11 protein-coding genes are annotated in these 15,713 nt (G+C 67.1%); 1 reads left to right on the top strand and 10 read right to left on the bottom strand.

Annotated features, from left to right (window positions below; genetic code table 11):
• Window positions 1-10: 10 nt before the first annotated feature.
• The 10 genes from ACWDTS_RS02815 to ACWDTS_RS02860 form a co-directional block, all read right to left on the bottom strand.
• Window positions 11-4,378, bottom strand: coding sequence for an nSTAND1 domain-containing NTPase (locus ACWDTS_RS02815; RefSeq protein ID WP_450117546.1), 4,368 nt, complete (start codon window positions 4,376-4,378; stop codon window positions 11-13).
• Between the two features lie 127 nt (window positions 4,379-4,505).
• Entirely contained in the window at window positions 4,506-5,084 is a 579-nt protein-coding gene (locus ACWDTS_RS02820; RefSeq protein ID WP_450109669.1) for a carboxymuconolactone decarboxylase family protein, read from the bottom strand.
• Between the two features lie 5 nt (window positions 5,085-5,089).
• Window positions 5,090-5,776, bottom strand: coding sequence for a GntR family transcriptional regulator (locus tag ACWDTS_RS02825; protein ID WP_197255085.1), 687 nt, complete (start codon window positions 5,774-5,776; stop codon window positions 5,090-5,092).
• A complete protein-coding gene (urtE, locus tag ACWDTS_RS02830) occupies window positions 5,776-6,468 on the bottom strand; it encodes an urea ABC transporter ATP-binding subunit UrtE (RefSeq protein ID WP_197255086.1) in 693 nt (230 codons plus the stop codon). Before urtE ends, ACWDTS_RS02825 begins: the two co-directional genes overlap by 1 nt.
• Complete coding sequence (urtD, locus tag ACWDTS_RS02835; RefSeq protein WP_450109670.1) at window positions 6,468-7,250, bottom strand: urea ABC transporter ATP-binding protein UrtD; 783 nt, start codon at window positions 7,248-7,250, stop codon at window positions 6,468-6,470. Before urtD ends, urtE begins: the two co-directional genes overlap by 1 nt.
• A complete protein-coding gene (gene urtC, locus ACWDTS_RS02840) occupies window positions 7,247-8,365 on the bottom strand; it encodes an urea ABC transporter permease subunit UrtC (protein ID WP_450117547.1) in 1,119 nt (372 codons plus the stop codon). Before urtC ends, urtD begins: the two co-directional genes overlap by 4 nt.
• On the bottom strand, window positions 8,365-9,249 hold the full coding sequence (gene urtB / locus ACWDTS_RS02845; protein WP_248673139.1) for an urea ABC transporter permease subunit UrtB: 885 nt from the start codon (window positions 9,247-9,249) through the stop codon (window positions 8,365-8,367). The genes urtC and urtB overlap by 1 nt, the downstream gene beginning before the upstream one ends.
• A gap of 38 nt (window positions 9,250-9,287) precedes the next feature.
• Window positions 9,288-10,556 carry an urea ABC transporter substrate-binding protein gene (gene urtA / locus ACWDTS_RS02850; protein WP_450117548.1) on the bottom strand — a complete coding sequence of 423 codons (1,269 nt, stop codon included), beginning with the start codon at window positions 10,554-10,556 and terminating at the stop codon, window positions 9,288-9,290.
• A 487-nt stretch (window positions 10,557-11,043) separates the two neighbouring features.
• Window positions 11,044-12,456: an acetate metabolism transcriptional regulator RamB gene (gene ramB / locus ACWDTS_RS02855; protein WP_197255102.1), complete on the bottom strand. Its 1,413-nt coding sequence runs from the start codon at window positions 12,454-12,456 to the stop codon at window positions 11,044-11,046.
• A 53-nt stretch (window positions 12,457-12,509) separates the two neighbouring features.
• Window positions 12,510-13,715: a globin domain-containing protein gene (locus ACWDTS_RS02860; RefSeq protein ID WP_248673178.1), complete on the bottom strand. Its 1,206-nt coding sequence runs from the start codon at window positions 13,713-13,715 to the stop codon at window positions 12,510-12,512.
• Between the two features lie 515 nt (window positions 13,716-14,230).
• Between ACWDTS_RS02860 and aceA the strand changes: the two genes are divergently transcribed.
• A complete protein-coding gene (aceA, locus tag ACWDTS_RS02865) occupies window positions 14,231-15,520 on the top strand; it encodes an isocitrate lyase (RefSeq protein ID WP_197255104.1) in 1,290 nt (429 codons plus the stop codon).
• Window positions 15,521-15,713: the final 193 nt, after the last annotated feature.

Consider the following 15,713-nt stretch of genomic DNA (forward strand, 5'->3'; position numbering starts at 1 on the left):
TACTCCTTCGTCATTCGGTGTCGGTGCCGGGAGGAAGGTCCGGGCACAACGTCTGGGGTTCGATGTCGGGGGAGATCCACTCGTGCCATTCGTCATCGGTCATGTTGCGGGTGAGCTTGGAACACAACATGTTCGATGCCTCCTCCGTTGTCGACGGCGGAAGATTCCAGATCCGGAGAGTGCCATCTGTCCCGCCCGAGACGAGGCGCCGTCCGTCGGACGTGAATGCGATGGCCGCTACCCACCCCGCGTGGCCGGTCATGGGTACCGCGATCAGCCGTCCGGTCTCGGCGTCCCAGAGACGGATGTCGCCCTCGGAGCCGCCGGAGACGATGTAGCGCCCATCCGGGCTGTATTCGACGCCGGCCGCCCCGCCGCGGTGTCCGGGCATCTCCGGTCCGAGGAGCCGCCCGGTTTCGGGGTCCCACTGCCGCAACGCGGAGTCCGTTCCGCCGGCGACGATGCGAGTGCCGTCCGGACTGATTCCGACGGGGAACACGGCGGCCTTGTCCCCGGATTCCACGGTATCGATCGACTGTCCGGTTTCCGGATCCCACAGCTGGAGACCCTGGACGAACGAAACCGAGAAGACCCGGTGGCCGTGTGCGGCGAACCCGACCACCTGCACTTCGGGCCCGACTCGGATGGGATCGCCGACCGGTGCGCCGGTGTCGGCGTTCCACAGTCGAACGGTGCCGTCGTCGCCTCCGGATACCAGGCGGTGACCGTCGGGGCTGAAGTCGATTGCGTTGACTGTGCCCTCGTGCCGGGCCTGGACAGGATCGCCGATCGGTTGGCCGGTGTCGGCGTTCCACAGTCGAACGGTGCCGTCGTCGCCTGCGGAGGCGAGCCGGCGGCCGTCGGGGCTGAAGTCGACGGTCCGGACGGCACCTTGTTGTCCGGTGAGGGGAGCTCCGACGGGCAGGCCGGTGCCGATATCCCACACTCGCACGGTGCCGTCGTCGCCGCCCGAGGCAAGGCGGTGCCCGTCGTCGGTAGCCGTGACGACCTCGATGGTGCCGTCGTGCCCGCTGAGTGCCCCGAGCGATTTTCCGGTGTCGAGGTCCCACAGACGTAGTGATTCGTCGTCCGCACTTGCGGAGACGATGCGGTGGCTGTTCGTGTCGGTCCCGATGCCGTAGATCCTTCCGGCACTGCCGGTCACCGGCAGTGCGGTGGTCGCGTCCCATGTCCGCACCGTCGCATCCCACCCTGCCGACAGCAACTGCCGGCCGTCCGGACTGAATGCCACACCGGCCACGGGCCCGTCATGCCCGGTGAGAGGTACGCCGATGGGTTGCTGCAGGTCGGTGTCCCAGGCGCGGATCGTCCCGTCGAATCCTCCGGAGACGACGCGTCGTCCGTCGGTGTCGAAGGCGACACTTGTCGCCGGACTCGGGGTAATCATGGGGTCGCCGATCTCACGGTGCGTTGCGACATCCCACAGTCGCACGGTGCCGTCGTCGCTGCCCGATACGATCTGCCGGCTGTCCGGGCTGAACGCGAGTGCCGTGACGACCCGAGTATGGCCCGTCATCGTCTCACCGACGAGGTCGTACCCAGGAGTGGACAGATCCCACAACCGGATTCCGTTGTCGGCACTTCCGGTAGCGAGCCATCGTCCGTCCGGGCTGAACGCGGTCGACTGCACCGAACCACCGACGAGAGCGGTCACCGGTTCGCCGTCGAGTTGCCCGGTATTCGGATCCCACCAGCGGAGCGCCCCATCGGAGTGCGTCGAAAGGATCCGGGATCCGTCGTCGGTGAATGCCAGGCTCGACACCATCGCCGTCTGGTCGTATGTCGGGGTGCCGATCGGTTGGCCTGTCGTGGAATCCCATACACGGACGACGCCGTTGTAGTCGCCCGACGCGATTCGTGTTCCGTCCGGACTGATGGCCACCCGGAACACGGCCGCGTCGCCGTGCTGCATCGGGTCGAGGACGGAAAGACCAGTCTGCGAATCCCACACGCGCACTGCGCCGCCGTCGTCGCCGGTGACGATCCGCGTGCCGTCGCGACTGTAGGTGGCACTGTGGACAATTGCGGGAATCTCGATGATCTTGAATAGGTCGCGGCGGTCGGCAGCAGCGCTGACCAGTGCGTCGGCGTCCGTTCGGGCGAAATGGGGGGCAGCGAGCAACTTGTTGATAGCGTGGACCTCGTTCCCGGTGCCATCGCCGGCAAGGATCGACTGAGCCTCGGCCACCAGCCGCGACGCGACCGCCTCGTCGCTTCGAGTGTCGGCGAGGCGCTCGGAGTGCAGCGCCCAGCCGGATGCAGCGGTTGCGGCGAGGGCAACGACCGCCATCGCCGCGAGAACCGTCCGCAACTTCCGCGACTGCTTCTGCAGGACGGTGGCGTATTCCTGAGCTTTCTGCCTCGCTTCCGTTTCCGCAACGGCCAGCGCTTCCGCCGCCTCTTGCTTCTCTCGCGCCGCCTCCAACTCCGCTTCGCGGCGACGGTTTTCGTCGGCAACACGTTGGTCCTCCCGTTGCCGCGATGCGAGGAGGTACGGTCGAACCGGACTGAGGCGGTCCCGGAAGCCCTTTCGCGCAGACAAGGTTTCGGCGTCGGTCAGACGTTCGCCCTCGAGTAGCCACGCCTCTTGCCGATTGTTCTTCCGCCACGCCGCGGCAGCTCGTTCGAGCGCGTCGGCCTCCCGGAGGCTGTCGCGTTCCTCGTGGAGCCAGCCGGCGAGGTCGGTCCATTGCCGCAGCAGGCTTTCCAGGGCGACTTCGACGACGACGTCGCCGTCGCGCTCACCTTTGACGAGGAGTCGACGCGCGACCATCGCGTCGAGCAGCGGCCGGCTCTGCGCGGGTAGGTCGGACCAGCGGGCGAGGCGACGCATCGGCTGGTCGGTGTACTGGTCGATGTTGGCCAGCCACGGAACGAACGCGGCGCGCAGGTGCTCGAGTTGTGTGCTGCGTTCGTCGGGATCGGAGGAAAGCAGGTTGTCGATCTCGGTCTGGACGACCGCGTGCATGCCGCCCATCGCGGTGTATTCGGCGAGGGTGAGCCGCCCGGAGCTGCCGTAGTCCTCGTAGAGCCGGGCCATGGTGAGTGCCAGCAGCGGGAGGGTGTCGGCGCCTTGCCCGCACGCGGACAGCAGCCGGTTCAGCAGGGCGGGCTCGACCTCGAGGGGACGTCCCGCGGCGGTGGCGCGGGCCGCAGGACCGCACACGACTTCCTTGAACTCGGTGCGCGGCATCGGCTTGAGCTCGTTGAACAGCTCGGATCGCACGTCCGCCAGCTCCGGGACGGTTTGCAGCGTCTCGAACCGGTCGGAGCGAATCGTCGCTGCGACGAGGAACAGGGGCTCGTCGTCGCCGGTGGAATGGCGTGTGAGCCGGGCGAGGAGTGTCAGAAACTGCGATGCCTGGGGTCCCGCGTCCGCCGCGAACAGTTCTTCGGCCTGATCGACCGGCAGGATCAGGGTCGGCAGGGGTGCATTGCCGGTGTCGTGGAGCAGCCGATCGGATGCCTTCTGTCGAATCTCCCTCAGCCACTGTGTGACCCGTGTGGCATCGCCCGATCGGCACGCCGCCTTGATCTCGCCGAGCGGGGGTGCGGGCAACCCCAATTCGGCGCGTGTCGTATGAATCGCGCGGGCCAGTCCGTGCTCGCCGGTCAATGCGGCGCGCTCCGGGCGCACGATGCCCAGGGGAAGGAAGTGCCGGTCGTCGCGGCGCAACCGGGGGAGCAGGCCCGCTCGCAGAAACGACGACTTGCCCGCACCGGACGGCCCCAGCACGACGAACAGCGACGCGGACCCCGACGCCCGCATGCCCCGCAGCTTGTCGAGCCCACTGATGATCTGCTCGTCGCGGCCGAAGAAGACGGCGGCGTCCTGCTCTTCGAGAGGTTCCCACCCGCGGTAGGGAGCCCGGTCCGGGTCGCCGGGCGGTGGCCACGCGAAATGTTCGGCACCCACCCCGGCGTCGCGCAGGCCGCGCAGCAGCCTTCGCAGCCCCTCGGTACGGAACACGATCGGTTCGCCGTCGACCGTGATCTCGGTGGTCGGCCCGTCACCGAACAGGTCGCAATGTTGCCATTCGTGGGTGTACCGGCCGGCCGTCGCGTCGAGTCGGGCGCAGAAGATCCGTTTGTTCAGAGTTTCGGCAGTGCGGTATTCGTTGGTGCATTCCTGCGACGACTCCCAGTCGGTCGAGAGCAGGCACACGACGGCCTCGCAGCGTGCCGCGGTCCGGGTGAGCGCATCGCGCCACCGCACCCCCGGCGCCAGCCCGGTGTCCGGATCGATGTCGAGGAAGATCTCCCCGGCCAGGCTCGGTTCGTTCTCGACGAGCCAGCGCATGAGCGCGACCGCCTGCCGGCTGTCTCGGCTGGAATGGCTCAGGAATATGCGGGTCATCGTCCGCTCCGCTCGCTGCGGGGAAACTATGACCTCAGCGTTCCGCGCGGCGTCGTCGCGGGCACGAGTAGCCGACTACTCGATTTTCGCCGACGCCTGCCGATCGACGCGGTGACTGCGAATCCGCTCACTCTGCAGTGCGAGCGGATTCCGAATCGGTGGGCGAGTTTGACGCGGGGAAATCGCGTTCGATGCGCAGGGTGCGGATCGTGGTCGCCAGACCGTCGTATTGCGTGATCAGCAGGCAGAATTCGATCAAGCGGCGGACGTCGAGGTGCTCGGCCAGCGCCGACCACGTCTCGTCGGTGAGGTCCTTGGTCGCGACCAGTTCGTCGACTGCGGCGAGCAGCGCACGGTGACGCGGGCTCCACCCCTCGGCCTGCGGCCCCTCGATGACACGCTGCAGGATCTCGGCGGTCACACCCGCGCGACGACCGAGCCGCACGTGGTGGTCCATCTCGTAGTCGCAGCCGCGCAGGTGCGCGACGCGCAGGATGACGAGTTCGGATTCGTGGCGGGGGAGCTTGCCGCCGGGCATCAGCTTGCCGGAGTAGTGCAGCCAGCCGCGGAACAGGCCGCCGGCGCGACCCAGTGTGCTGAACAGGTGCGCGTCCGAGGTTCCTGCCGCCAGTGACAGGACGCGCCAGGCAATCCAGTTGACCGGGCCGAGTTGACGGAACCGTCCGGGCGTGATGCGGGGCGTCATGCGCGCTAGTCTCGCACGGCCCGCGAGAGCCGGGCCATCGTCCGCGCCGCCTCGGTGCGTTGCACGATCGCCGCGCACGCGTCGACGATGTGCTCGCGCAGCCGGGTGTGCGCGTCGTCCAGTCTTCCGTCGAGTACCGCCTCCGCGACGGCGATGTGCTCCTCGACGGCGCGCTCCACCCGCTCCGGGACGAGCTCGTCGAACATCCGGACCGTGCGTACCTTCGCGTTGACCGAATCGAGCGCGTCGCACAGGGCGTCGTTCCCCGACGCGGCGAGCAGCGTCAGGTGGAACTCTTCGTCGAGCGTGACGAACCCTGCATCGGGAGCCGGCGGATCGCTACGGAATCGGTACCACCGTTCGAGTTCGGCCCCGAGCACGTCCCGGTCGTGGACGACCACCCCGGACACCGCGCGCGTGATGCCGCGCAGTTCCAGCGTGGCACGCAGCTCGTAGAGGTCGCCGAGGTCCTCGAAGCGCGGACGGTACGGGAAGAGCCCGTGTTCGCGTCGCTCGACGAGACCCTCGGACACGAGGCGGGCCAGGGCCTCCCGCACCGGTGTGCGGGAGACCCCGTACAGCTCGGCGAGCCGTTCCTCGCTGAGTCGCTCGTCGGGGGAGACGGTGCCCGCTGTCAGATCGGCGCGCAGCGCCCGGTAGACGCGCTCCCGCCGGGTGCCGCCGGAGAACATCAGATTGCCATCGCGCTGCGAACGGTACGAGCGGCGTCGGCGCCTCCTTCGCCGGTCGCGGTGATGCGTCCCGATTCCAGGACGTAGTAGTGGCGGGCGTTGTCGAGGGCGAATCCGATGTGCTGCTCGACGAGCAGCACCCCGAGGTCGCCGCGCCGGCTCAGGTCCACGATCGTCTTCTCGATCTCCTGAACGACGGACGGCTGGATACCCTCGGTCGGTTCGTCGAGAATGAGCATCCGTGGACGGGTGATCAGCGCGCGGGCGATGGCGAGCTGCTGGCGCTGGCCGCCGGACAACAGGCCCGCGCGGCGATCGAGCAGCGGAACCAGCGCAGGGAACAGATCGAGCATCTCCGCGATCAGCGCCTTGCCGTTCTTGCGGCCGTCCGCGACCACCTGCAGGTTCTCGGCGCAGGTGAGCTGCCCGAAGGACTGCTGGCCCTGCGGAACGTACGCGAGGCCCCGGGCCACGCGCGCCGCCGGGCGCAACCCGGTGATGTCCTCACCGTCGAGCAGGATCTTGCCGGAGGCGACCGGCAGCAGCCCGACGGCGGCGCGCAGCAGGGTGGTCTTGCCGGCACCGTTGTGGCCCATGACGGCGACGACCCCGTCGGACGGGACCGTGATCGTGGCCCCGTGGATGATCTCGGTGCGTCCGTAACCGGTACGGACGTCGACGAGTTCGAGCATCAGATCGCCTCCTCGAGGCTCGCGGTACCCAGGTAGACCTGCTGGACCTGCGGATCGTTCTGCACCTCTTCGACGGTGCCTTCGGCGATGATCTTGCCGCGCGCGAGCACCGTCACCGAGGTCGCGAACGCGCGCATGAAGTCCATGTCGTGCTCGACGACGACGACGGTGCGCTCGGCGCCGATGCGGCGCAGCAGCTGCCCGGTCTCCTCGCGTTCGTCGTGGCTCATGCCGGCGACGGGTTCGTCGAGCAGCAGCACGTCGGAGTTCTGCACCAGGAGCATGCCGATCTCGAGCCACTGCTTCTGGCCGTGCGCGAGGATCCCGGCGGGGATGTCGCGATGGGCCGCGAGGCCGGTGGTTTCCAGTGCCTCCTCGATCTGCGGCAGCACGTCCTTGCGGCGGCGCAGCATCTGCCACGGGTTGCGGCCGGCGCCGGCGGCGATGTCGAGATTCTGCAGCACCGTCAGCTCCTCGAATACCGACGCCGTCTGGAACGTGCGGCCGACGCCGAGCCGGGCGATCTTGTGGACCTTCTTGCCGAGAAGTTCGACCCCGGACTTGGTGACCGACCCGGTCGCGGGGACGAGACCGGTGATGGCGTCGACGAGCGTGGTCTTCCCGGCGCCGTTGGGGCCGATGAGGAATCGCAGATCGCCCTGTAGCAGGGTCAGGTCGACACCGTCGACGGCGGTGAATCCGTCGAACTGCACTCGCAGATCACGGATTTCGAGGTATTGGCTGGACATTCCGGCGTTGCCGCCGAAGGTGGGTTCGGTCATCGTGCCGGCTCCATCTCGGTGTTCTCGGCGGTCGGTTCGGGATCGGGTTCCTCTGCGGGGGTGTCGCTTCCGGTGCGCTTGCGACGCCGGAGCGCTGCGATCCCGGCGAGTCCGGCGGGGAAGAATCCTACGACGACGATGAACAGCAGGCCCTGCGCATACGTCCACGCGGACGGGAATTCCTCCGAGAGGGCGGTCTGCGCCCACGCGACACCGATCGCGCCGAGTACCGGCCCGAGCAGGGTGGTGCGGCCACCGATCGCGACGCCGATGAGGAACGCGATGGACGGCACGATGCCGATGTCCGCCGGGGAGATGATCCCGACGATCGGCACGAACATCGCACCGGCGATGCCGGCGAAGAACGCGGCGACCGTGTAGGCGACGACCTTGACGGTCGCGGGGTCGTAGCCAAGGAAGCGGACGCGCTCCTCCTGGTCGCGGACCGCGACGAGCAGTTCACCGTAGCGTGAGTGCATGAGCTGGCGGGTCCCGGCGACGACGAGCAGCAGGATCGCCGCGACGATGAAGAACAGCATCCGCTTGTTGACCGGATCGGACAGGTCGTAACCGAAGAACGTGCGGAACCGGTTGAGGCCGTTGGACCCTCCGGTGCTCTGCTGGCCGACGAGCAGGATCGCGAACGCCGCGGCCAGAGCCTGGGACAGGATCGCGAAGTAGGCGCCCTTGACGCGTCGCTTGAACACGCCGAGGCCGAGCAGCAGGGCCAGCAGTCCGGGCACGAGCAGGATGCCCAGCAGCGTCACGAGTGGCGACGTGAACGGCACCCAATACGCGGGAAGTTCACGGATACCCGCGATCTGCATGAAGTCCGGCACGGTGTCGCCGCGCACCTCGGCGTCGGCGATCTTCAGGTGCATCGCCATCATGTAGGCGCCGAGGCCGAAGAACACGCCCTGGCCGAGGGTCAGCATGCCGCCGCGACCCCAGGCCAGGCCGATGCCGGCGGCGACGATGGCGAAGCACAGGAACTTCGCGAGCAGATTCAGGCGGAAGTCGGACAGGACGGCGGGGGCGAGACCGAACAGCACGAGCGCGGCGATCGCGAATCCCGCCCACGTGCGGACCGGTCCGGGCCGGGTGAGAACGGACATCAGACCAGGCTCCTTGTCTTGACCGCGAACAGACCTTGCGGGCGGATCTGCAGGAAGACCACGATGATCACGAACACGATCACCTTCGCGATCGACGCGGTGGTGGAGTATTCGATGAACGAATTGAGCAGGCCGAGCGCGACCGCCGCGATCACGGCACCCTCGATGCGACCGAGCCCGCCGATGACGACGACGAGGAACGCGTCGATCAGGTACGACTGCCCGATCGTCGGGCTCGTCGAGCCGATGAGGGTCAGCGCCACCCCGGCCAGGCCGGCGAGTCCGGAGCCGAGGAAGAACGTGGTGATGTCGGTGCGCCGGCTGGAGATGCCGACGGTCTCGGCGAGATCGCGGTTCTGCACGACCGCCCGGATGCGACGGCCCATCGGGGTGTACTTCATCGCCACGATCAGCGCGACGACGCACACGGCGGCCAGCACCAGGATGAACAGGCGGGTCTTCGGAACCACCGCACCCAGGATCTCGACACCGCCGGACAGCCATTGTGGGGCAACCACGTTGACTGCCGGTGCGCCGAAGATGTCACGGGCGGCCTGCTGCAGCAGCAGGCCCACGCCGAACGTCACGAGCAGTGTGTCGAGCGGACGGTGGTACATGCGGCGGATGAGCGTGACCTCGAGCAGCACGCCCATTGCACCGCCGACCAGGAAGCCGACGAGCAGGGAGATCAGCAGTGAGACCCCGGCCGCGGAGATCACCTGCTGCACAACGTATGCGGTGTACGAACCGGCCATGATGAATTCGCCGTGGGCCATGTTGATCACGCCCATCTGGCCGAACGTCAACGACAGGCCCAGCGCTGCCAGCAGCAGGATCGAGCCGATGCTCAATCCCGTGAACAGCTGTCCTACCACGACATCCATATCGCCCCCTTTCTCGTCGGCTTCCCGGTCGTATCGGCTCAGCTACCGGACAGGCTCGAAGCCCAGTCGTAGCTCTTCAGGTACGGGTCCGGCTCGATCGGGGAGCCCGAGTCCCATACGGTGTAGATCAGTCCGTCGCCGCGGATCTCACCGATGCGGGCGGTCTTGGCGATGTGGTGGTTGTCGCCGTCGATCGTGACGGTGCCTTCGGGAGCGTCGAACGTGACGCCGTCGGCCGCCTCCTGGATGTCGGCCACGGCGAACGAGTTCGCCTTCTCGACGGTGTTCTTCCACAGGTAGACCGAGGTGTAGGCGGCTTCCATCGGATCCGAGGTCGGCTTGTTCGCGCCGTACTTCGCCTTGTAGGCGTCGACGAACGCCTTGTTCTCGGGGCTGTCGACCGTCTGGTAGTAGTTCCACGCGGTGAGCTGGCCCTCGATGTTCTGGGCGCCGATACCGACGACCTCCTCCTCGGCGATGGACACCGAAACCACCGGCATGTCGGCGGCTTTCAGGCCCACGTTGGCGTACTCGCGGAAGAATGCGACGTTCGAGTCGCCGTTGAGGGTGTTGAACACCGCGTCCGCGTCGGCGGTGCGGATCTTGTTGACGATCGTCGAGAAGTCGGTCGAACCGAGCGGGGTGTAGTCCTCACCCTTGATCTCGATGCCGTTGGCCTCGGCGTAGGCGCGGATGATGCGGTTCGCCGTCTGCGGGAACACGTAGTCGCTACCGACGAGGTAGAGGGACTTGACGCCCTTCTCCTTCAGGTAGTCCAGCGCCGGCACGATCTGCTGGTTGGTGGTCGCGCCGGTGTAGAAGATGTTCGGCGACGATTCCAGGCCCTCGTACTGCACCGGGTAGTACAGCAGCGCGTCGTTGTCCTCGAACACCGGCAGCATCGCCTTACGGCTCGACGACGTCCAGCCGCCGAACACCGCAGCGACACAGTCGGAGCTGATGAGCTTCTCGGCCTTCTCGGCGAACACCGTCGGCTCGGACGCTCCGTCCTCGGCGACGATCTGGATCTGCTTGCCGAGCACGCCACCGGAGGCGTTGATCTCCTCGACGGCCAGTGCGATCGAATCACGAACGGTGACTTCGGAAATTGCCATGGTGCCGGACAGGGAGTTCAGCGAACCGACCTTGATGGTGTCGCCGGAGGTGTCGACGCAGGATTCGCCGGTCGCGCCGGTCGCGGTGTCACCGGCCTTGCTGCCACAGGCGGTGAGAAGCAGACCGGCAGCCGCGAGTGCCACCGGAACGGCGACGGCACGCTTGGCGATTGTGGACCTGGCAACTGACATGGAGATGCCCCCTTGTTTGGAAGATGAGAAGCCTCGGTTCCCCGGTGTATCCGGGCGCGTATACAGCGCTGTATTCGTCGGCCAAACAGTAAAGGGATCGTGTTGCGCAGGTATATCTGCTTGTGACAATTGGATGTTCGATGTTTCGTCCGCGTGAACTCACCCGCGAGCGGCGCCCGCTGTCCGAGCGAATGTGCCGCTCGTCTCCTTCGATCGAGCGAGTGTGCCGCTCGCTCGGAGAAAGAGGGGGGTGGGTAGCTGGCGGCGCCCGCCGTCCGGCGGCTGAGCGAATGTGCCGCTCGTCTCCTTGGATCGAGCGAGTGTGCCGCTCGCTCGGAAAAGGGGAGGGGAGAAGGGGTGGGGAGGGAAGGGGGAGGCGACGGGAGGGGAGGCGACGGGAGGGGAGGCGACGGGAGGGGAGGGCCGGACAGCACGCGACGACCCGGCGCCGCGCGTGAGTACGTGGCGCCGGGTCGGTGGGTGCGGGTCAGCGAATGAGGTAGGGCGAGACCGAGCTGCGGTGTTCGTTGATGTCCAGCTCCTTGCCGAGCGGTGGGAACGCGCGCTGCGGACAGTTGACGCGTTCGCAGATGCGGCAGCCTGCGCCGATCGGGGTGCCGGGGTTGGACTCGTCGAGGTCGAGGCCGTCGGCGTAGACGAGTCGATGCGCGTGGCGCAGCTCGCAGCCGAGGCCGATCGCGAACGTCTTCGACGGCTGCCCGTAGCGGGCCGCGCGGCGTTCGACGGTCCGCGCGACCCACAGGTAGCGGCGGCCGTCGGGCATCTGCGCGATCTGCGTCATGATCTTGCCCGGGTACGCGAAGGTCTCGTAGACGTTCCACAGCGGGCAGGTGCCGCCGCTGGTGGAGAAGTGGAATCCCGTGGCGGACTGGCGTTTGGACATGTTGCCGGCCCGGTCGACGCGGACGAACGAGAACGGCACCCCTCGCAGTTTCGGTCGCTGGAGGGTGGAGAGCCGGTGGGCGATCGTCTCGTAGCTGACGCCGTAGAACGCCGAGAGCCGTTCGACGTCGTAGCGGAAGTCCTCCGCGATCTCGTGGAACTGTGTGTACGGCAGGATCATCGCCGCCGCGAAGTAGTTCGCGAGACCGAGGCGTGCCAGGGAGCGGGACGCGTCGGACGTGAAGATGGCGTCCTCGACCATCTTGTCGATGAGGTCACCGCATTCGAGGTAGGCGAGCTCGGTGGCGAGTTTGAAGACCTGTTGCCCGCTGGACAGCTGAGGGGCTATCTCGAGGGTGCGGGTCTCCGGGTCGTAACGGTGCAGGACGTTCTCGCCGAGATCGATGCGCTTGACGATCTGCACGTCGTGCACGGACGCCATCCGCTTGGCGATCTCGCCGCCGACGTCGCCGCGGTGGAACCGGATGCGATTGGCGAGTTCCTCGGCTGCGGTGTCGAGCTCGTGCAGGTAGTTCTGTCGCTGGTAGAAGTAGTCGCGCACTTCCTCGTGCGGCATCGTGATGGCCCCGCTGCCGCTACCGTCGCTGTACCTGTCCTCGGTCGCGGCCGCGAGCTGGGCGGTGGTGTTGCGGAACCGGCGGTGCATGTTCACCATCGCCCGGGCCAGCCCGGGATGCGCGGCGACCATCTCGGCGATCTCCTGGGCGTCGGCTTCGATGCCCATCTCCTGATCGAGCGCGACCTCCCGCATCTCGGCGATCAGGCGGGTGTCGTCCTGGGAGGAGAAGAAGGTGGTGTCGACGCCGAAGACCTCACTGATCCGCAGCAGTACGGGAACGGTGAGGGGACGGACGTCGTGCTCGATCTGGTTGAGGTAGCTGGCAGAGATCTCGAGGGTCTTGGCGAGTGCGGCTTGGCTGAGGCCCCGCTCGGTACGCAGCTGACGAAGGCGGGCTCCCACGAAGGTCTTGGCCATTCGCCCAGCGTACGACCAGCTGTAAAGCTTTGCAACGAGCCATTCGCAACGTGTTAATCGTGTCGGCCGGAAACGACCTGCTGGGGGCGGTCGACGCCGAGCCAGGATCCGGGCGCGAACGCCTCGTAGTGGATCGACTCGACGGGTACTCCGCGCGCGACGAGGCCGTCCCTGACCGTGCGCATGAACGCGACCGGCCCGTACACGTACACCCTGGCCCCCGCCGGGACGTCGAGATCGTCGACGGGCGACCGTCCATGCACGTCGAACTCCTCGAAATCGTTGTACCGCACCTGCATCCGCGCATTCTCCAGCCGAGAGACGAGGGCGGTGATGTCCGCACGGCGCGCATGGTCGTAGGGGGACCGGTCCACGTGCAACGCGACGACGGGCCGCCGCGGATCGGTCTCGGCGAGGCTCTGCAGGGCGGTCAGCGTGCTGGTGATGCCGATGCCGGCGGAGATCAGCACCAGCGGGGTGCTGCCGGCGTCGACGAGGAGGCTTCCGAAGGGGTGCGAGACGATCAGCTCGTTGCCGGGGCGGACGGTGTCGAAGAGGAACGAGGAGACCAGCCCGTCCGGGACCCGCTTGATCGTGATGGCCCACTCGCCCGGGACCCGCCCTCGCACGAGGGTGTACTGCCGGATCTGGCGGGTGCCGTCGGGAAGTCGCACGCAGATCGAAATGTACTGTCCCGGACTGAAATCGGGGAGCGGTCGCCCGTTGAGCGATCGCATCACGAAGGTCGCGACGTCGGCTCCGTCGTATTCGACCTCCGAGACGGCCACCAGTCGCCACACGTGTCCGTGGGGTACCCCGGCCGAGTCGTACAGCGCGGCTTCCTGCTTGATGAGCGAACCCGCCATGAGTGTGTAGACCTGGTGCCAGGCCGCTGCGACGGCCGGGGTCACCGCGTCGCCGAGCACCTCGGCGATCGCGGCGAACAGGTGGAAGCGGATCATTTCGTAGTGCCCGGCCTGGATGCCGATCGACGCGTGCTTGTTGGCGATCCGGGACATGATCGCGTCGATGTCCTGGGGCTGCTCGGTGATCAGGAGCTTGGCGAACGCGGCGACCGAACTCGCGAGTGCCTTCTGCTGCTCGCGGTTGCGCTGGTTCGTGCGATTGAACAGGTCCGTGCACAGCAGGGGTGCCGCGGTGAACAGGCGCTCGTAGAACCGTTCGGAGATCCGGCCGATGTGGGCCTCCACGGCGGGCAGCGTGGCCTCGATGACGTCGTACGACGTGGGAGAAAGGATGACCGCTCCTCTGCTCGTAGGGGGTGGGCGAGACACGAGCAGCTGCGCGGGCATGTGCGCGACGGGTCCAGCCCCGACCTGGTCGTCGCGAGTCATGTTACGGCCGGTCGCGGGAATCCTCCCGATCGACGGCTGCGGAAAATCCCTGCTCGAACCTCCCGGCCGGTGTGAAACCCCCCACATGCGCGGCCGAGGCGACTCCCGGGACGGCCGGTCCCACGGGTCCCGGTGTCAGGGAGTGCTCGCCGGGGGTTGCGCCACGAATGCCGAGGTAGAGCTACTCGTCAGTAACCAACGCGGCGATTTTGTGAAGTCGTTGGAACGGCCATTGATTTACAACCTTTGCAAAGCTCCCGCGAAAACTAGCCAAGGTTGGCATTTGCAACAGGTAGACGGCCTTTTTCGGCTGTGTCATTGTTTTGGAGTACATCCGAACGGCACGCGAAGGGTGTGAAGTCGTACGCACGTACTGCTGAACACCCGGAGCGGATTCGAATCTAGAGAGTGGAGCTTTGATGTCGACCACCGGCACCCCGCGGACCGCTGAAGAAATCCAGAAGGACTGGGACACCAACCCCCGCTGGAAGGGCGTCACCCGTAACTACACGGCCGAGCAGGTCGTGAAGCTGCAGGGCTCCGTCGTCGAGGAAGCCACCCTCGCTCGTCGTGGCTCGGAGATCCTCTGGGATCTCGTCAACAACGAGGACTACATCAACTCGCTCGGCGCCCTGACCGGCAACCAGGCCGTGCAGCAGGTTCGCGCCGGCCTCAAGGCCATCTACCTGTCCGGCTGGCAGGTCGCCGGTGACGCGAACCTCTCCGGCCACACCTACCCGGACCAGTCGCTGTACCCGGCGAACTCGGTTCCGCAGGTCGTCCGCCGCATCAACAACGCGCTGCTCCGCGCGGACGAGATCGCCAAGGTCGAGGGTGACACCTCGGTCGAGAACTGGCTCGCCCCGATCGTCGCCGACGGTGAGGCCGGCTTCGGTGGCGCCCTCAACGTCTACGAGCTGCAGAAGGCCATGATCGCGGCCGGTGTCGCCGGTTCGCACTGGGAGGACCAGCTCGCGTCGGAGAAGAAGTGCGGTCACCTCGGTGGCAAGGTGCTCATCCCGACCCAGCAGCACATCCGCACCCTGACCTCGGCCCGTCTCGCGGCCGACGTCGCGGACGTCCCGACCGTCGTCATCGCCCGCACCGACGCCGAGGCCGCGACCCTCATCACCTCCGATGTCGACGAGCGCGACCGCGAGTTCCTCGACGGCACCCGTACGGCCGAGGGCTTCTTCGGTGTCAAGAACGGCATCGAGCCCTGCATCGCCCGTGCGAAGGCCTACGCCCCGTACGCCGACCTCATCTGGATGGAGACCGGTGTTCCGGACCTCGAGGTCGCCAAGAAGTTCTCCGAGGCCGTCCGTAGCGAGTTCCCGGACCAGCTGCTGGCCTACAACTGCTCGCCGTCCTTCAACTGGAAGGCTCACCTGGACGACGCGACCATCGCGAAGTTCCAGAAGGAGCTCGGCGCGATGGGCTTCAAGTTCCAGTTCATCACCCTCGCCGGCTTCCACTCGCTCAACTACGGCATGTTCGACCTGGCCCACGGCTACGCCCGCGAGGGCATGACCGCCTTCGTCGACCTGCAGGAGCGCGAGTTCAAGGCGGCCAAGGAGCGCGGCTTCACCGCCATCAAGCACCAGCGTGAGGTCGGTGCCGGCTACTTCGACACCATCGCCACCACGGTCGACCCGAACACCTCCACGGCTGCTCTGAAGGGCTCCACCGAGGAGGGCCAGTTCCACTAGGAACAGGCTTCGAAGTCACACCGCGGCGGGATCCGTCCCGGACTCCCGCCGCGGTGACTTCACCCCAGCCGTACCGGCTGGACCGAGCTAGACCCTTACGACGATCCGGTCGGTGGATGATCCCCGCCGGATCGTCGTGCAAGAACCCCTCTACAGACTCCGTGCAGGACCACCTGTGCAGGACCCCCTGTGC

Source organism: Rhodococcus sp. NPDC003383, from assembly GCF_053589115.1.